The organism is Mesorhizobium sp. USDA 4132, from assembly GCF_056279545.1.
Genome location: NZ_JBWCCP010000001.1, coordinates 2,174,198 through 2,192,301 on the forward strand (window position 1 = coordinate 2,174,198; position 18,104 = coordinate 2,192,301).

13 protein-coding genes are annotated in these 18,104 nt (G+C 60.8%); 4 read left to right on the top strand and 9 right to left on the bottom strand.

The features are described from left to right. Positions 1 to 4: 4 nt before the first annotated feature. The gene (gene mfd / locus ACZ9IU_RS11245) at positions 5 to 3,511 is read left to right on the top strand and encodes a transcription-repair coupling factor (protein WP_038542980.1); all 3,507 of its coding nucleotides are present in this window, start codon (positions 5 to 7) and stop codon (positions 3,509 to 3,511) included. Here the strand turns inward: mfd and ACZ9IU_RS11250 are convergent, their stop codons facing one another. From ACZ9IU_RS11250 to ACZ9IU_RS11260, 3 genes are read right to left on the bottom strand one after another with little or no spacing between them, the layout of a single operon-like run. Then, positions 3,512 to 4,450, bottom strand: coding sequence for a DMT family transporter (locus ACZ9IU_RS11250; protein ID WP_038542981.1), 939 nt, complete (start codon positions 4,448 to 4,450; stop codon positions 3,512 to 3,514). A gap of 14 nt (positions 4,451 to 4,464) precedes the next feature. Continuing rightward, a complete protein-coding gene (locus tag ACZ9IU_RS11255) occupies positions 4,465 to 5,136 on the bottom strand; it encodes a DsbA family oxidoreductase (protein WP_038542983.1) in 672 nt (223 codons plus the stop codon). A 37-nt stretch (positions 5,137 to 5,173) separates the two neighbouring features. Beyond that, entirely contained in the window at positions 5,174 to 6,979 is a 1,806-nt protein-coding gene (locus ACZ9IU_RS11260) for an extracellular solute-binding protein (protein ID WP_038549193.1), read from the bottom strand. 285 nt (positions 6,980 to 7,264) lie between these two features. Here ACZ9IU_RS11260 and ACZ9IU_RS11265 point away from each other — a divergent pair, with 285 nt between their 5' ends. Further along, on the top strand, positions 7,265 to 7,912 hold the full coding sequence (locus tag ACZ9IU_RS11265) for an invasion associated locus B family protein (RefSeq protein WP_038542985.1): 648 nt from the start codon (positions 7,265 to 7,267) through the stop codon (positions 7,910 to 7,912). A 117-nt stretch (positions 7,913 to 8,029) separates the two neighbouring features. Here the strand turns inward: ACZ9IU_RS11265 and hspQ are convergent, their stop codons facing one another. The 3 genes from hspQ to ACZ9IU_RS11280 form a co-directional block, all read right to left on the bottom strand. Continuing rightward, the gene (gene hspQ / locus ACZ9IU_RS11270; RefSeq protein WP_007753924.1) at positions 8,030 to 8,359 is read right to left on the bottom strand and encodes a heat shock protein HspQ; all 330 of its coding nucleotides are present in this window, start codon (positions 8,357 to 8,359) and stop codon (positions 8,030 to 8,032) included. A gap of 272 nt (positions 8,360 to 8,631) precedes the next feature. Next, positions 8,632 to 10,041 carry a type I glutamate--ammonia ligase gene (glnA, locus tag ACZ9IU_RS11275; RefSeq protein WP_037087011.1) on the bottom strand — a complete coding sequence of 470 codons (1,410 nt, stop codon included), beginning with the start codon at positions 10,039 to 10,041 and terminating at the stop codon, positions 8,632 to 8,634. A gap of 69 nt (positions 10,042 to 10,110) precedes the next feature. Continuing rightward, the gene (locus ACZ9IU_RS11280; RefSeq protein ID WP_038542987.1) at positions 10,111 to 10,449 is read right to left on the bottom strand and encodes a P-II family nitrogen regulator; all 339 of its coding nucleotides are present in this window, start codon (positions 10,447 to 10,449) and stop codon (positions 10,111 to 10,113) included. 343 nt (positions 10,450 to 10,792) lie between these two features. Between ACZ9IU_RS11280 and ACZ9IU_RS11285 the strand changes: the two genes are divergently transcribed. After that, the gene (locus ACZ9IU_RS11285) at positions 10,793 to 12,274 is read left to right on the top strand and encodes an NAD(P)H-hydrate dehydratase (RefSeq protein ID WP_038542989.1); all 1,482 of its coding nucleotides are present in this window, start codon (positions 10,793 to 10,795) and stop codon (positions 12,272 to 12,274) included. Here the strand turns inward: ACZ9IU_RS11285 and ACZ9IU_RS11290 are convergent. Next, positions 12,271 to 13,083, bottom strand: coding sequence for a DUF72 domain-containing protein (locus tag ACZ9IU_RS11290; protein ID WP_038542991.1), 813 nt, complete (start codon positions 13,081 to 13,083; stop codon positions 12,271 to 12,273). The genes ACZ9IU_RS11285 and ACZ9IU_RS11290 overlap by 4 nt on opposite strands. 24 nt (positions 13,084 to 13,107) lie before the next feature. Further along, on the bottom strand, positions 13,108 to 16,029 hold the full coding sequence (gene uvrA / locus ACZ9IU_RS11295) for an excinuclease ABC subunit UvrA (protein WP_038549195.1): 2,922 nt from the start codon (positions 16,027 to 16,029) through the stop codon (positions 13,108 to 13,110). A gap of 247 nt (positions 16,030 to 16,276) precedes the next feature. On the opposite strand from uvrA, the gene ACZ9IU_RS11300 reads away from it, so the two are divergent. Next, on the top strand, positions 16,277 to 16,825 hold the full coding sequence (locus ACZ9IU_RS11300) for a single-stranded DNA-binding protein (protein WP_007763736.1): 549 nt from the start codon (positions 16,277 to 16,279) through the stop codon (positions 16,823 to 16,825). 49 nt (positions 16,826 to 16,874) lie between these two features. Here ACZ9IU_RS11300 and ACZ9IU_RS11305 read toward each other — a convergent pair whose 3' ends face one another. Next, on the bottom strand, positions 16,875 to 18,023 hold the full coding sequence (locus tag ACZ9IU_RS11305; protein WP_038549199.1) for an HPP family protein: 1,149 nt from the start codon (positions 18,021 to 18,023) through the stop codon (positions 16,875 to 16,877). Positions 18,024 to 18,104: the final 81 nt, after the last annotated feature.

Sequence of the window (18,104 nt, forward strand, 5' to 3'; positions counted from 1 at the left end):
CCCAATGATTCCCGGCTTCGACGCGAAGAAGATCGCCGCGGCGCAGACCCCGCTGACCATAGGCAACGTGCCGCCGGGCATGGAGCCGCTGATCCTTGCCGAGCTCGCTCGCGCCGGCCAGGCGGTCGCCTATGTCCTGTCAGACGGCCAGCGGATGCTCGACCTGGAACAGATGCTGTCCTTCGTGGCGCCGGAAATCCCGGTCCTGACGCTGCCCGCCTGGGACTGTCTTCCCTATGACCGCGTCTCGCCGAGCGCCGACGTTTCGGCTCGCCGGCTGGCGGCCCTGTCCGGCCTGATCTCTCATGCCAGGAAGCCGCATGCAGCGATTGTGCTCGTCACCGTCAATGCAATGCTGCAGAAAATCGCTCCTGCCGAGATCATCGAAAGCCTCGCGTTCTCAGCCAAGCCGGGCAATCAGATCCGCATGGACGACATCGCCGCACGGCTGGAACGCAACGGTTTCGAGCGCGTCGCGACGGTCCGCGAAGTCGGTGAATTTGCGGTGCGCGGCGGCATTCTCGATGTCTTCGTGCCGGGCACCGAGGAACCGGTACGTCTCGATTTCTTCGGGGATACCCTGGAATCGATCCGCTCGTTCGATCCGGCCAGCCAGCGCACGACCGGCCAGGCGCGCACCCTCGATCTGAACCCGATGAGCGAGGTGACGCTGACGCCGGACACGATCAGCCGCTTCCGGAAGAACTACCTGTCGCTGTTCGGCGCCGCGACCCGCGACGACGCTCTCTATCAGGCGGTCTCGGAAGGCCGGCGTTACCCCGGCATGGAACACTGGCTGCCGCTGTTCTACGACGGTCTCGAAACCGCCTTCGATTACCTCAAGGGTTTCCGGATCGTCACCGACCATACGGCCCGCGAAGCGGCCGGCGAGCGTTCGAAACTGGTGCTCGACTATTACGAGGCACGGCGCGACAGCGGCACTCAAGGCAAGGGTGCGGCCGCTCAAGCCGCGCCCTACAAGCCGGTTTCACCGGGTCAGCTCTACCTCGAAAGCAAGGCCTTTGCCGCAGCGCTCGACGCCGCCAACGCGGTGCGTCTGACGCCGTTCAACGAGATGGATGCTGACGGTCGCCGGGTGGTGACCCTGGATGCACATGCCGGTCCGCGCTGGGCGAAAAACCAGACGGAAGAAAAAGACCGTGACGAACGCGTCAACGTCTTCGACCTTGTCGTCAAACATATCGCCGACAAGCGGGCCGAGGGTGCCAAGGTTCTTGTCACCGGCTGGTCCGCCGGCTCGCTCGACCGGTTGCTGCAGGTGCTCGACGAGCGCGGGCTGAAGCGCATCAACCAGATCGACAAGTTTGCCGATCTCGACAAGCTTGAAAAGGGCGAGGCGGCGTCTGCCGTTCTCAGCCTCGAAGCCGGTTTCGAGACCGGCAATATCGTCGTCATCGGCGAGCAGGACATTCTTGGCGACCGCATGGTCCGCCGCGGCAAGCGCCGCAAGCGCGGCGCCAATTTCCTGACAGAAGTTGCCGGCCTCGACGAAGGTTCTCTGGTCGTCCATGCCGAGCATGGCATCGGCAAATTCGTCGGCCTGGTGACGATCGAGGCCGCCGGCGCCCCGCGCGCCTGCCTGGAACTGCATTACGCCGACCAGGCAAAACTCTTCCTGCCGGTCGAAAACATCGATCTCCTGTCGCGCTACGGTTCGGACGCCGCCGAAGCCCAGCTCGACAGGCTCGGTGGTGGCGCCTGGCAGGCCCGCAAGGCCAAGCTCAAGAAACGCCTGCTCGATATGGCGGACGCGCTGATCCGCATCGCCGCCACCCGCATCACCCGCCGCGCGCCGGTTCTGACCACGCCGGAAGGGCTCTACGACGAATTCGCCGCCCGTTTCCCCTATGACGAGACCGAGGATCAGGCGAATGCCATCGATTCCGTGCGTGACGATCTCGGCGCCGGCCGGCCGATGGACCGCCTCGTCTGCGGCGACGTCGGTTTCGGCAAGACGGAAGTGGCGTTGCGTGCTGCTTTCTTCGCCGCCATGAACGGCGCGCAGGTCGCAGTCGTTGTGCCGACCACGCTTCTCTCCCGCCAGCATTTCAAGACGTTTCGCGAGCGTTTTCGTGGATTGCCGATCAAGGTCGAGCAGGCGTCCCGGCTGGTCCCCGCCAAGGAACTCGCCCAGACCAAGAAGGACCTTGCCGACGGCAAGGTCGATATCGTCGTCGGCACCCACGCGCTGCTCGGAGCCGGTATCCAGTTCGCCAATCTCGGCCTGCTGATCATCGACGAGGAGCAGCATTTCGGCGTCAAGCACAAGGAACGGCTGAAGGAACTGAAGAGCGACGTGCATGTCCTGACGCTCTCGGCAACGCCGATCCCGCGCACGCTTCAACTTGCCATGACGGGTGTACGCGAATTGTCGCTGATCACCACGCCGCCGGTCGACCGCATGGCGGTCCGCACCTTCATCTCGCCCTTCGATCCGCTGGTCATCCGCGAAACGCTGATGCGCGAGCATTATCGTGGCGGCCAGAGTTTCTACGTCTGCCCGCGGCTCGCGGACCTGCCGGAAATCCAGGCTTTCCTCCAGTCCGACGTGCCGGAATTGAAGGTCGCGGTTGCGCATGGCCAGATGGCGGCGGGCGAACTCGAAGACATCATGAATGCCTTCTACGACGGCAAATACGATGTGCTGCTCTCGACCACGATCGTCGAATCCGGCCTCGACGTGCCGACCGCCAATACGCTGATCGTCCATCGCGCCGACATGTTCGGCCTGGCGCAACTCTATCAGCTGCGCGGCCGCGTCGGCCGTTCCAAGGTGCGCGCCTTCGCGCTGTTCACCCTGCCGGTCAACAAGACGCTGACGCAGATGGCCGAGCGCCGCCTCAAGGTGCTGCAGTCGCTCGACACGCTCGGCGCAGGCTTCCAGCTCGCCAGCCACGACCTCGACATCCGCGGCGCCGGCAATCTGCTCGGCGAAGAGCAATCAGGCCATATCAAGGAGGTCGGTTTCGAGCTCTACCAGCAGATGCTGGAGGAAGCGGTCGCAGAAGTGAAGGGCGACGACGAGATCACCGATACCGGCTGGTCGCCGCAGATCTCCGTGGGCATCACCGTAATGATCCCGGAAACCTATGTGCCCGACCTGCACCTGCGCATGGGCCTCTACCGCCGCCTCGGCGAAGTCACAGACCTGTCGGAGATCGATGGTTTTGGCGCGGAAATGGTCGACCGTTTCGGCCCGATGCCGGTCGAGGTGCAGAACCTGTTGAAGGTCGTCTACATCAAGTCGCTCTGCCGCAAGGCGAATGTCGAGAAGCTCGACGCCGGCCCCAAGGGCATCGTCGTTACCTTCCGCGACAAGCAGTTCCCGAACCCGGCCAATCTGGTCGGTTATATCGCCAAGCAGGGAACGCTCGCAAAGATCCGGCCGGACCACAGCGTGTTCCTGACCCGCGACCTGCCGTCGCCCGAAAAGCGATTGACGGCCGCCGCACAGGTGATGACCCAGTTCGCCGAACTGGCAAAAACATGATTATGTATCTGATTTATTGTCAGGCACGGTAACGACGGCGGCTTGCGCATCGGTCGCGACAGAGGCGGGCAGGGGCACGTGGCGTGCCCGCTCGCGGGCGAGCGTCAGGAGGCCGGAGCCGATGATCAACACGATACCAATCAGCATCGGCAGGTCGACCTTGTCGCCGAAGATCAGATAACCGAACAGGATGGCCCAGAGCATCTGGCTGTATTGGGTCGGGCCGATCACGGCGGCGGGCGCGTTATTGGCGGCATACATCAGCCAGACGGTGGCGAGCGCCGCCAGCAGGCCGTAGCCCGCCAGCATCGCCCATTGCGGCAGTGTCGGCCAGTGGAAGTCCGGGATCATCAGCACGCCGAGGATAATGAGAACGCCAAGGACGCCGGCGCCGTAGAGCGAGATGTGCTTCTCCGACGGTCCGATGGCACGATAGACGATGATCGAGATCGCCCCGGAAAACCCTGCAAACACCGCGCCGACATGCCCGATCGAAAGCTCGCGGAATCCCGGACGCAATATGACCAGAACGCCGATGAAGCCGATGATCACGGCGCTCCAGCGCCGGATGCCTACCATCTCCTTGAGGAAGAGCACCGACATGATCGTCACGAAGGACGGCAGCAGGAAGATCAGCGCGAAGGCTTCCGCCATCGACAGATAGGTGAAAGCCGCAACACTGCCGATCGTCCCCATCGCGGCGGAAAAGAAGCGCAGGACCCATAGCGGCCGGTTGGTGCTTCTCACCACGTCGAGCCAGCTGTCGCCTGGTTTCATGAGATAGGGAAAACCGGCCAGCATGAAGACGGCGCCGAAAAAGCCCATCTCATAGGGCGTCAGCGCGCCCTCGATCATCTTGACGCTGGCATCGCTCCAGGAATAGGCGGCAAACGAGGCGAAGGCGAGAAGAACGCCTTTCAGGGTCTGGTCGGTGCGCACGCGTTTCGCCGTTCTTAGATCATGCCCTTGCGAGCTTCCGCCTTCAGCTTGGCGATTTCCCGCAGCGCATTGGCAAATACGTCCGGCGTCTGGGCGCCGCTCACGGCATACTGCCCGTCGATGATGAAGAACGGCACGCCGGTCACGCCCATCTTCTGGGCCGCCTCGATCTCCCCAAGGACGGTATCCTTGTCGGCGTCGCTTGCCAGCAGGTTCTCGATGACCTTCCGGTCGAGGCCCGACTTTTCGGCGATGTCGGCGAGCACGGCATGGTCGCCGACATTGCGACCCTCCTCGAAATTCGCCTTGAACAGGGCTGTCGCGACCTTGTCCTGAATTTGGCGGTCTTCGACGATCGCCCAATGCAGCAGGCGATGCGCATCGAGCGTGTTGGGGCCGATCTTGATCGCCTCAAAATCATACTTGATCCCGACCTCTTCGCCGAGCTTCTTCAGCATATCGTGGGCGCGTTCGACGGCTTGCCTGCCGCCGAGCTTGGCGGCAAGGTCGGCCTGATGGTCGACGCCCTCGGGCGGATGGTCCGGGTTGAGCCGATAAGGGCGCCAGTTGATGTCGACCCCGATCTCGTCCTGCACTTCGGCGACTGCCAGTTCCATCCTTGCCTTGCCGAGGTAACACCAGGGGCAGACGATGTCCGAAACGATGTCGATGGTTACGCGCTCCATGGCGGCGTCCTTTCTTCGGTAACCGTAAGAGACTGGATTATTGCGCCCGCTTATCCCACCAGGTGTTGAGCTGGTAGCCATAGAGCGGCAGTTTCTCCGGATAACCGATATACTTGCGACGCGCCACCCATTGATCGGGGATATGATAGAGCGGAACGAGGTAGTGACCTGAAATCAGCATCCGGTCATAGGCACGCACAGTCGCCTCGAAGTCCTCCTTGCTGCGCACCGTCAGCATGGTCTCGATCAGCTTGTCGAGATCGGGATCCGCAGTTCCGGCAAAATTGAAACTGCCGTCGCGATTGCGGGAATCCGAACCCCAGCGCCCGGCCTGTTCGATGCCGGGCGACAGCGACGACGGATAGGATTTGACGATCATGTCATAGTCGAAATTGCCGGAGCGGGCCTGGTATTGTGCATCATCGACGGTGCGGATCGACATCCCGACGCCGATCATCTTCAGCGTCCGCTGATAGGCGATCGCCAGCTTTTCCTGGTCCTGGCTCTGGGTCATCACCTCGAAGGCAAGTGGTCTGCCGGAAGCGTCCGACATCCTGCCGTTCTTGATCGCATAACCGCCCTTCTTGAGAAGATCGACCGCATTACGCAGCACTTTGCGATCCGCGCCGGAGGCATCGGTCTTCGGGAGGTGGTAAGTGCCATTGAGGACTGCCGGTTCGATCCTGGTCTTGATAGTCCCGAGGATCTGCAGTTCCCGCTCGTCCGCCGGCTTGCCGAGCGAGGAGAGGGGCGAGTTCTGCCAGAAACTTTCGGTGCGGGTATAGGCGCCTTCGAAGAGGTTCTTGTTGGCCCACTCGAAATCGAAGGCGAGCGACAGGCCGGCGCGCACGTTCACGTCGGCAAAGATCGCTTTTCTCGTATTGAACACGAAACCGAGCATGCCGGTCGGCAGCTGCGGCTTGAACGCATCCTTGATCACATCGCCGTTCTGGACCGCCGGGAAATCATAGGCCCGCGCCCAGTGTGTCGGACTGCCATCGAGATAGATGTCGATCGCGCCTTTCTTGAAGGCTTCGAACAACGTGTTGTCCTGCAGGAAATATTCGACGCTGATCTGATCGTAATTGTCGAAACCCACCTTGGCGGGAATATCCTTGCCCCAGTAATCCGGAATTCGCTCATAGACGATCCGTTCTCCGGGCGAAACGGATTTGACCCGGTATGGGCCGGAGCCGACCGGCGGCTTCAGCGTCGACTGGTCGAACGTGGCTGGATCGATCACGTGTTTCGGCAGGATCGGCGTCGAGGTCGCGAGAATCAGCGGAAATTCCCGGTCAGCCTTGGCATTGAAGGTGAAGCGGACCCCATGCTCGCCGACCTTTTCAACCTTGTCGACCGGTGAGAGCCGGCCCGAAAACGGGATGCGCCCCTTGTCGCGCAGCAATTCGAAGGTGAAAATCACGTCGTCCGGCGTCACCGGCTGTCCGTCCGACCATTTGGCCTTCGGATTGAGATTGAATTGGATGAAGCTGCGGTTGTCGTCCCATTCCGCGCTTTCGGCCAGCAGACCGTAAAGCGTGAAGGCTTCATCGCTGGAGCGGGTCATCAGCGGTTCGTAGATGAGGTGCCCGAGGATCGTATCCCACAGGCCACGCGCGGTAGTGCGCATGCTTTTGAGGATGAACGGATTGAGGTTGTCGAACGTGCCGACGACGCCATAGGAAATCTTGCCGCCCTTCTTCACAGCCGGGTTTACATAGGGAAAATGCTTATAGTCGGGGCCGAGCGCCGGGCTGCCGTGCATGGCGATCCCATGGACCGGTTCGGCCAATGCCGGAGCGCCGATCAGAAACGCGGCGATGAGGGGAAGGAAGCGTCGCATGGGACCCATGGCGGTGAAATCCTCGCTGATTCGCCTGCAAAATAGCGCATGCCATCAGGCCCACCAACCACCGCTATGTGCAAAAGAGTGATCGTCGGCATTAACTCCTTGTCAAAAAATACGAAAGAGGGACTGGATATCGATGCCTGCCCGATGTAACAGGTTGGCCAGACGGGCGGGTCATTCAATTGCCTCATTTGACCGACAGGTCACAGGCAGTAGGACACCCCGAGGGAGTTGACGGCGTCTGCCGTACCCAGCTGATTTCAGGAGACGGATCTCGTTATGATGCTTAAGGCAACCCAAGTTCTGCGGACGGCAATGTCTGCTCTCGCTCTTTCGGCCGGCGCAATCGCGCTGCCGGTTGCAGCTCTTGCACAGGATGCTCCGGCCGCGGGGGCTCCTGGCGCACCGCCGCTCGGCTGGTTCAAGACCTGCACAAAGCAGGACGACAGCGACCTCTGCGTCGTGCAGAACATCATTGCTGCCCAGAACGGTCAGCTCATCACCGCCGTCGGCCTGATCACGGTCGAAGGCAAGGTCAACCGCAAGATCATGCAGGTCTCTGTACCGACCGCGCGCCTCGTGCCGCCCGGCATCGTCATGCAGATCGATGGCGGCAAGGGCCAGAAGCTCGATTATATCGTCTGCCTTCCGGACAAGTGCACTGCCGAAGTGCCGCTGACGGACGCGATGATCGCCAGCCTCAAGAAGGGCAGCGAGGTGGTCTTCACCTCGATCAACTTCCGTCGCGCGCCGAACCCGATCAAGGTTCCGCTGACCGGCTTTACCGGCATCTTTGATGGCCCGGCCATGCCGCAGGAACAGATCGCCCAGAGCCAGCGCAGCCTTGAAGAAGGCATGCAGCGCAAGGCGGAAGAAACCCGCAAGAAGCTGGAAGACGCCCAGAACGCTGCAAAGCAGGGCCAGTAAGCTTTCAGCGGGAGCCAGACAATTTCAAAGCCCGGCCACGCGCCGGGCTTTCTGATTCCGGACACAAAAAAAGCGCCGGCTGGGATGCCGACGCCTTTCCAGTTCTCGGAATGGAGTTTAGTGGGCCAGTATGATCTTGGGCTTCAACTGGCCGGATGGTCCGCGATCGAAGATCTGGTAGACCTGCGGATTGCGCAGCGGGGCATCATTTTCGTCATGCTCCAGGTTCTGCTCTGAAACATAGGCGACATATTCCGTCTCGTCATTCTCCGCGAGGAGATGATAGAAGGGCTGGTCCTTGTTCGGCCGGATTTCTGCGGGAATGGAATTCCACCATTCTTCCGTATTGGCGAATTCCGGATCCACATCGAACACGACGCCCCGAAACGGAAAAACCTTGTGGCGGACCACTTCTCCGATGGTAAATTTAGCGTTGCGTTGTTTCATGGTGCGATGTCCTTTCGCATCCTAATGTGGGAATAAAATTCTCCGACATCAAGAGATTAATGCAGGCGGGCCCACTTCGTTCCACGGATAGACTTAAGGCCTAGTGAGCCTCCACGGCCCTTTCGTCGCCAGGACTGCGCCGCCCACAACGAGCACCATGCCGGGTGCGTAACTATGCTTCGAAAAATTCGCTGAAGAGATATCGCTGCCATGGAACGACAAACGGCGGGCTTGTGACCCGCCGTTTCCAGTTTCACGAGGCGCTGACCGGATCAGGCCGAGTAATACATGTCGAACTCGACCGGATGCGGCGTCATTTCGAAGCGCATGACTTCCACCATCTTGAGCTCGATATAGGCGTCGATCTGATCGTCGTCGAAGACGCCGCCGGCGGTCAGGAACTTGCGGTCGCGGTCGAGGTTTTCGAGCGCTTCACGCAAAGAGCCGCAGACGGTCGGGATCTTCTTCAGCTCCTTCGGCGGCAGGTCGTAGAGATCCTTGTCCATGGCCTTGCCGGGATGGATCTTGTTCTTGATGCCGTCGAGGCCGGCCATCAGCATGGCGGCGAAGGCCAGATACGGGTTTGCCAGCGGGTCCGGGAAACGGACTTCGACACGCTTCGACTTTGGCCCGGTGCCGAACGGAATGCGGCACGAAGCCGAGCGGTTACGAGCGGAATAGGCAAGCAGAACCGGCGCTTCATAACCCGGGACGAGACGCTTGTAGGAGTTCGTCGTCGGATTGGTGAAGGCGTTGATCGCCTTGGCATGCTTGATGATGCCGCCGATATAGAAGAGGCAGCTTTCGGAAAGGCCGGCATATTCGTCGCCGGCGAAGGTCGGCTTGCCGTCCTTCCAGATCGACTGGTGCACGTGCATGCCAGAGCCGTTATCGCCGAAGATCGGCTTCGGCATGAAGGTCGCGGTCTTGCCATAGGCATTGGCGACCTGGTGCACGACGTACTTGTAGATCTGGATCTTGTCGGCGTTGCGCACCAGCGTGTCGAACTTGACGCCGAGCTCGTGCTGGGCAGAAGCCACTTCGTGGTGATGCTTTTCGACGACCACGCCCATTTCGGCTAGCACCGTCAGCATTTCGGAGCGCATGTCCTGGAGGCTGTCGACCGGCGGAACCGGGAAATAGCCACCCTTGACGCGCGGACGGTGACCAAGGTTGCCAGTCTCGTAATCGGTGTCGTCGTTCGACGGCAGTTCCGACGAGTCGAGCTTGAAGCCGGTGTTATAAGGATCGGCCTTGTACTTGACGTCGTCGAAGACGAAGAATTCCGGCTCGGGGCCGACAAATACCGTATCACCGATACCGGATGCCTTCAAATAGGCTTCGGCCTTCTTGGCGGTGCCGCGCGGATCGCGGTTATAGGCTTCGCCCGAAATCGGATCGAGAATGTCGCAAAAGATGACCATCGTCGACTGAGCGAAGAAGGGGTCCATGTGGACCGTCGCCGGATCCGGCATCAGCACCATGTCCGACTCGTTGATGGCCTTCCAGCCGCCGATCGAGGAACCGTCGAACATGACGCCATCGGCAAACATGTCCTCATCGACGCAGACGACGTCCATGGTCACATGCTGCAGCTTGCCCTTCGGGTCGGTAAAGCGCAGGTCCACGAACTTGACGTCGTTTTCCTTGATTTGTTTCATGATTTCGCTTGCGCTCGTCATATGACCTCCTCGATGTACGATGACGATGAAACCCCGGCCTTTGGCCTTGGGGCGGTATTTTGCGGGCGTTTAGATGGCGTCCACGCCCGTTTCACCGGTGCGGATGCGAATGACTTCCTCGATGTTGGAGACGAATATCTTGCCGTCTCCGATCCGTCCAGTCTGTGCAGCGTTGCGGATCGCCTCGATGACCGCATCCGCATTCTCGTCCGCCAGGACGACCTCGACCTTCACCTTAGGCAGAAAGTCGACGACGTATTCAGCGCCGCGATAGAGCTCCGTATGGCCCTTCTGGCGGCCAAAGCCCTTGGCTTCGGTCACTGTGATCCCCTGCAAGCCGACTTCCTGAAGGGCTTCCTTCACTTCGTCGAGCTTGAAAGGCTTGATGATCGCTTCGATCTTTTTCATGAGAAACTATATCTCCGCTTCTCTCTTGAAGCAGGCCGTTACCCGCTCGCCCATGCCAATGCAGTTATCGTGCCAAACTCACATGGCACTTTCAAAAAAACAATGCGGTTTTGTACCGATTCCCCATAAAACAGCAGGTTCAGTGGCAAAACTGCTTCCGTTTTTCTCGAAATTTGTGCGTTGCGACACAAGAATCGGAGTTTTTTGAAGTTTTTTCGGAACTTAAGTGATATCGAATATAGTCAAGGCGAAGTCACTTATTTAGGCAATTGCATAACTTTTATGCCATTCTGGTTAGAGAAGTGGCGCTTGTTTTCTGATCATCTTTCCGTTCAATAGCGCTATGGATGCTTCGCTTGTTTCACTGCTGCTGACGCCTGACGAGATGACGGCGGCGGATGCCGCCTCTGCCCGATCCGGCATTCCGTCCTTCGACCTGATGGACAGGGCAGGCCGCGCGATTTCTGCCGCCGCGCTTCGGCATTTTCCCGGCGCGTTGCGTTTTGTCGCACTCTGCGGTCCCGGAAACAATGGGGGGGACGGATATGTCGCGGCCCGCGCGCTTGCCGAAGCCGGCGCGACCGTTGACGTCCATCATCTCGGTGATCCCAGAACACTGAAAGGCGATGCAAGGCGGGCGCGCGACCTCTGCGGCCTGCCGTCGAAACCTCTCGAAGCCTATCAGCCGCGGACCGGCGACGTGGTGGTCGACGCGCTGTTCGGCGCCGGCCTGACGCGCAACGTGCCGGACATTGTCGCGGAGGTGATCCGCGAGGTCGGCGAGGCGGGGATATCAGTTCTTGCGGTGGACCTGCCGTCCGGTCTCTGCGGGAGGCGGGGCGTGCCGCTCGGCGCCGCCTTTCAGGCCGCCCATACGGTCACTTTCATGACTCGCAAGCCGGGCCACCTGCTGCTGCCGGGCAGGTCTCTCTGCGGTGACGTCGAAGTTTTCGATATCGGCATTCCAGCCCGCATCATTCGCGAGGTTGCCGGCAGGACGAAAGAGAATTGCCCTGAATTGTGGCGCGGTCTCCTGATCGAGCCGGGAAGTGAGACCCATAAATACCGACGGGGACATCTGGCCGTGTTTTCCGGCGAGGCCGGCAAAACCGGGGCCGCCCGCCTTTCGGCAACCGCGGGCCTGAGGGCCGGGGCAGGGCTGGTGACGGTCGGTTCGCCGGAGGACGCCATGCCGGTCAACGCGGCCTCGCTGACCGCGATCATGCTGCACCGGGTGGACACAGTCAAAGATCTGGAAAACTGGCTTCGCACGGCGAAGCTTGCCGCTTTCGTGCTCGGACCGGGATTTGGCATCGGCAAGAAGGCGAGGGAGTTCGCGCTGGCATTGAAGGATCGGCCGCTGGTGCTCGACGCCGACGGGATCACCTCCTTCAAGGAAAAGCCTTCGGACCTGTTCGATGCCTTTGCCGGCGGAGAGCCCCATCTGGTGCTGACGCCGCACGAGGGCGAATTCGCCCGGCTTTTCCCCGACATCGCCGCGGATGATAACCTGAGCAAGGTGGAAAAGGCGGTGGCGGCTTCCGCCCGCGCTCACGCTGCCATTGTCTACAAGGGCGCCGACACGGTGATCGCCAGCCCCGACGGACGCGCCTACATCAATACCAACGGACCGCCGTGGCTGGCGACTGCCGGTTCCGGAGATGTGCTCGCGGGCATGATCGGCGCATTACTCGCCCAAGGCATGACCGCATTCGAGGCGGCCGCTGCGGGCGTCTATCTACATGGCGAAGCCGGCAAGCGGGCGGGCAGGGGCATGACGGCCGAAGATCTCGCCGTCCATGCCGGCATCTTTCTGGATCCCTAGCTGCGGCTTTCCAGAAGTTCGCGCATCGCCATCGCGCCATAGGGAGCGTTCACCTTGCCCTCATGGATGAAGAAGGCGAAGACGTCGCGTGGCTCCTTCTTCGGCTTATGTTTGTCGTCGACCAGCGGCAGGTCGTCCGGCATGCCGCCCTCGGCCCAGGTTTCCAGCCTTTTCGCCCAGGCCTTCATATCCTCTTCGGCGTAGCAGGTCTTGATGTCGTCCGAGCCTTTTTGCAGGCGCGTGTAGACGAAATCCGCCGTGACATCCGCGATCATCGGATAGTCGAAGTGGTCGGCACAGACCGGCGCGATATTATATTTCGCCAGCAGCGCGATAAATTCCGGCACCTTGAATGTGTCGTTGCGGACCTCGACCACATGGGTCAGCTTCAGCCCGTCCAGCTTGTTCGGCAGCAATTTCAGGAAGGCTTCGAAATCGTCCGCCTCGAACTTCTTGGTCGGCGCGAACTGCCAGAGCAGCGGCCCGAGATGATCGCCGAGCTCGGTCAGACCCTGGGTCAGGAATTTTTCGATCGACTCCCCCGCCTCGGCCAAAACCTTGCGGTTGGTAGTGAAGCGGCTGGCCTTCAGCGAAAAGATGAAACCGTCTGGAACCTCGGATGCCCATTTGGCAAAGGTCTCGGGCTTCTGCGATCCGTAATAGGTGCCGTTGACCTCGATCACCTTTAGCTTGCTCGCGGCATATTCGAGCTGTTTCTTCTTGGCCAGTTTTTCAGGATAGAACGTGCCTTCCCAAGGCTCGAAGGTCCAGCCGCCGATGCCCGTGCGAATAGTGCCGGCTTTGGTCATCAATTCCCTCCCACATGCAGAGATTCACTCCGCCGCTTCCACCTTCTTGACCGGCCGACGCTCCAGCAGTTCCTTCAGGAATTGGCCGGTATAGGACCGCTTTTCCTTGACAATCTGCTCGGGCGTGCCGGCCGCGATCACTTCGCCGCCGCCTGTGCCGCCTTCAGGGCCGATATCGATGATCCAGTCGGCCGTCTTGATGACCTCGAGATTATGCTCGATGACCACCACGGAATTGCCCTGGTTCACCAGTTCCTGCAGCATTTCCAGAAGCTTGGCGACATCATGGAAATGCAGCCCGGTCGTCGGCTCGTCGAGGATATAAAGCGTGCGCCCCGTCGAACGTTTCGACAGTTCCTTCGCTAGCTTGACGCGCTGCGCCTCGCCACCCGAAAGCGTATTGGCCTGCTGGCCCACCTTGATGTACCCGAGGCCGACCTCGAAGAGCGACTGCAGCTTGTCGCGCACCGCAGGTACCGCCGAGAAGAACTCGACGCCTTCCTCGACCGTCATGTCGAGCACGTCGGCGATCGACTTGCCCTTGAAGGTGACGTCGAGCGTTTCGCGATTGTAGCGCTTGCCGTGGCAGACGTCGCAGGTGACGTAGACGTCGGGCAGGAAGTGCATCTCGATCTTGATGACGCCGTCGCCCTGGCAGGCCTCGCAGCGGCCGCCCTTGACGTTGAACGAGAAACGGCCCGGCTGGTAGCCGCGGGCCTTTGCCTCCGGCAAGCCGGCAAACCAGTCGCGGATCGGCGTGAAGGCGCCGGTATAGGTGGCGGGGTTTGAGCGCGGCGTCCGGCCGATCGGTGACTGGTCGATATCGATCACCTTGTCGATATGTTCAAAACCGTCGATCCTGTCGTGCTCTGCCGGGATTTCGCGGGCGCCCATGACGCGGCGCGCGGCGGATTTGTAAAGCGTCTCGATCAGGAAGGTCGACTTGCCGCCGCCGGACACGCCTGTCACAGCGGTGAACACGCCGAGCGGAATGGCGGCGGTGACATTCTTGAGGTTATTGCCGCGGGCGCCAAAAACCTTGATTTCCTTGCCCTTCTTGGGCTTGCGGCGCTCCGCCGGTACCGGCACGCCGAGTTCGCCCGACAGATATTTGCCGGTCAGCGATTTCGGATTGGCCATTACCTCGCTGGGCGTGCCTTCGGCCACCACCTGTCCGCCATGAATGCCGGCCGCAGGACCGATATCGACCACGTAGTCGGCACTCATGATCGCGTCTTCGTCATGCTCGACGACAATCACCGTATTGCCGATATCGCGCAGGTGTTTCAGCGTGTCGAGCAGGCGGGCATTGTCGCGCTGGTGCAGGCCGATCGACGGCTCATCGAGCACGTAGAGCACGCCGGTCAGGCCGGAGCCGATCTGCGAGGCAAGCCGGATGCGCTGGCTTTCGCCGCCGGAGAGCGTGCCGGAATTGCGCGACAGGCTGAGATAATCGAGGCCGACGTCGTTCAGGAACCGCAGGCGCTCGCGGATCTCTTTCAGAATGCGGACCGCGATCTCGTTCTGCTTGGCGTTCAACTGTTCCGGCAGCACCTCGAACCAGTCGCGCGCGATCCGGATCGACATCTCGGTGACCTGGCCGATATGCAGCTTGTTGATCTTTACGGCGAGTGCCTCCGGCTTCAGGCGATAGCCGTTGCAGGCCGGGCAGGGGGCTGCCGACATGTACCGTTCGATCTCCTCGCGCGCCCAGGCGCTGTCGGTTTCCTTCCAGCGGCGCTCGAGGTTCGGCACGATGCCTTCGAAATTCTTGACCGTCTTGTAGGAGCGGGCGCCGTCGGCATAGTGGAATTCGATCTTTTCCTCGGTGCCCTCGAGGATGGCTTTCTGCGCCTCCGCAGAAAGCTCGTTCCAGCGGCTGGACAGCTTGAAATCGAAAACCTTGCCCAGTGCTTCGAGCGTCTGATTGTAATAGGGCGACGTGGATTTCGCCCATGGCGCAATCGCGCCGTCGCGCAGCGTCCGGGCAGGTTCCGGCACGATCAGCGCTTCGTCCACCTTCTGTTGCGAGCCGAGACCATCGCAGGTCGGGCAGGCGCCAAAGGGATTGTTGAACGAAAACAGCCGCGGCTCGATTTCCGAAATGGTGAATCCGGAAACGGGGCAGGCGAACTTTTCAGAAAACAGTACCCGTTCGTGCGTCTCGTTGAGGGACTTGTTGGCGGATCCGCCGGCCGAAGTCTCTTCCGGCGGCAGGGGTTTGTCGGCGAACTCGGCAACCGCCAGCCCGTCGGCCAGCTTCAGCGAGGTTTCGAGACTATCGGCCAAACGCGCGGCAATATCGGAGCGAACCACGAGCCGGTCCACGACGATATCGATATCGTGCTTGTATTTCTTGTCGAGCGCCGGAACGTCGGCGATCTCGTAGAACTGGCCGTCGACCTTGACGCGCTGGAACCCCTTTTTCATCAGGTCGGCGAGTTCCTTTTTGTACTCGCCTTTGCGTCCGCGGATCATCGGTGCCAGAATATAAAGACGCGTGCCTTCCTCGAAGGCGAGGATGCGGTCGACCATCTGGCTGACCGTCTGGCTTTCGATCGGCAGGCCGGTCGCCGGCGAATAGGGCACGCCGACGCGCGCAAAAAGCAGGCGCATGTAGTCGTAAATTTCGGTGACAGTGCCGACCGTCGAGCGCGGATTGCGCGACGTCGTCTTCTGCTCGATCGAGATCGCCGGGGAAAGTCCGTCGATCTGGTCGACATCCGGCTTCTGCATCATTTCCAGGAACTGGCGCGCATAGGCCGAAAGGCTTTCGACATAACGCCGCTGGCCTTCCGCATAAATCGTGTCGAAGGCGAGCGAAGACTTGCCCGAGCCCGACAGGCCGGTCATGACGATCAGCGAATTGCGGGGCAAATCGAGATCGATGCCCTTCAAATTGTGCTCGCGCGCACCACGTATAGAAATGCTCTTCAGTTCGCTCATCTTCATGCTCTCGGGAGGATTGAAGGTCCTTATGTAGTGATTGATCCGCGGCTGTCGAGACGAAACTGCTGCGATGCGGCGCCGTTCCCGAGTCGGTTGACAGCACTATAGGAATAAAATAGAACAAATAAAGAACAAATTTGCCTGTGGATTAAAGATCGCAAAAGCCCAATGGCTGGCCCCAATGGGCTAGAGTGCCGCGATTGATTTTTGGTGCCGTTACCGGGCGGCAGATGAGGTGATGAATATGGCTGGTAGTGTGAACAAGGTAATCCTGGTGGGGAATGTGGGGGCTGATCCTGAAATCCGCCGGACGCAGGACGGCCGGCCGATCGCCAACCTTCGCATCGCCACGTCCGAAACCTGGCGCGATCGCAACAACGGTGAACGCCGCGAGAAGACCGAATGGCATACGGTCGTCGTCTTCAACGAAGGCCTTTGCAAGGTCGTCGAGCAATATGTGAAAAAGGGCGCCAAGCTCTATATCGAAGGCGCACTGCAGACCCGCAAGTGGCAGGACCAGACCGGCAACGACCGTTATTCGACGGAAATCGTGCTTCAGGGCTTCAACTCGACGCTGACCATGCTGGACGGTCGCGGCGAGGGCGGCGGCGACCGTGGTGGTGCTGGCGGCAATCGTGTCGGCAATGACTTCGGCGGCAACGATTTTGGCGGCGGCGACGATTACGAGCGCCGGCCTGCTGCGGGCGGTGCGAGCCGCGGCGGTCAGTCCTCCGGCGGTCAGCCGGCAGGCGGCAATTTCTCCCGTGATCTCGACGACGACATCCCGTTCTGATCTGTCGGTTACCATCGATCTCTGAAACGGCAGCTGCCTGAATTGTTGTTCAGGCGGCCGCCTTGTCGGCGAGCATCGCGACCAGGACGTCTGATTGCGATAGAATGCCCACCAGTTTGTTGTTCTCCCGGGTGACCGGCAGGTAGTGCAGCCCCTCCTCGGCGAAGATGACGATAGCGTCTGCGATCGGCGTGGTCGGGCCAACCGTCCTGACCGGCGCCGTCATGATGTCCTTGACCGTGTCGTTCGGCGCGCTGGCGCCCGACAGAACGAGGCGCACACGTTGGGCAAAACCGATTTTCGGCCGGCCTCTCGTCCAGTTCGCCTTGTCGAGAAAATCTGTCTGAGTGACGATGCCAACCACTTCCGCCCTGTCGTTGGTAACCGGCAGGGCCTTGAAATGGTGGGCGCGCATCAGGTCGTGCGCCTCCTTCAGCGTATTGTCCGGTGCGACCGCCACCACATCGCGGGACATGATGCTGGCGCAATCGAGGTGGCCGGCGCGCCGGCGATAGGAGCGTAATTCCGTCCGCCGCAGGATCGTTTCGAGGTCGTCGCGGTCGATATCCAGGAATTCGTCGTATTCTTTCAGGACATCATCGAGGTCGGCGGAGGTGAAGCCGATGCGCTGGATCGAGGCGGGATCTCTCGTGCCGTGATCGGCCGCCGCCGGCTTGGCCGCGTGCGGGTAACGACGTCCTGTCAGATTGTTGAAGGCCAGCGCGATCAGCAGCAGGATAAGCGAATTGCCGGCGACCGGCCAAATCACGAAACCGTATCCGAGTTCATGGATCGTCGGTCCGCCGAGCACTGCGGTCAGCGCGATCGCGCCGCTCGGGGGATGCAGGCAGCGAAGCGTCATCATCGCCGCGATGGCAACGGCGATCGCCACCGCCGAGGCCAGGAACGGATTGGTTATCAAAAGAGCGGCGGTCACGCCGACCAGGGCTGCGACGATATTGCCGCCGAGGATCGACCAGGGCTGTGCAAGCGGGCTGGAAGGCACTGCAAACAGCAGCACGGCCGAAGCACCCATAGGGGCGACTAGTGCCGGAAGCGTTGCATCGGCCTTCAAAGCCAGGCTTCCCAGCAGTCCGGTCACCAGAATGCCCGCGAGTGCGCCAAGCGCTGCACGCAATCTTTCCTTGGGACTGACGGGGGTGGCTTCCGGCAGGAGCCGGCGCAACATGCGGCGCATCATGGAGACCTTCGAGTGAGGTGGGGTTGAATCGCGTTTTAGCAGAAAATTCCGCTCTGTCGCCCAGGTCTTACCGAAGGG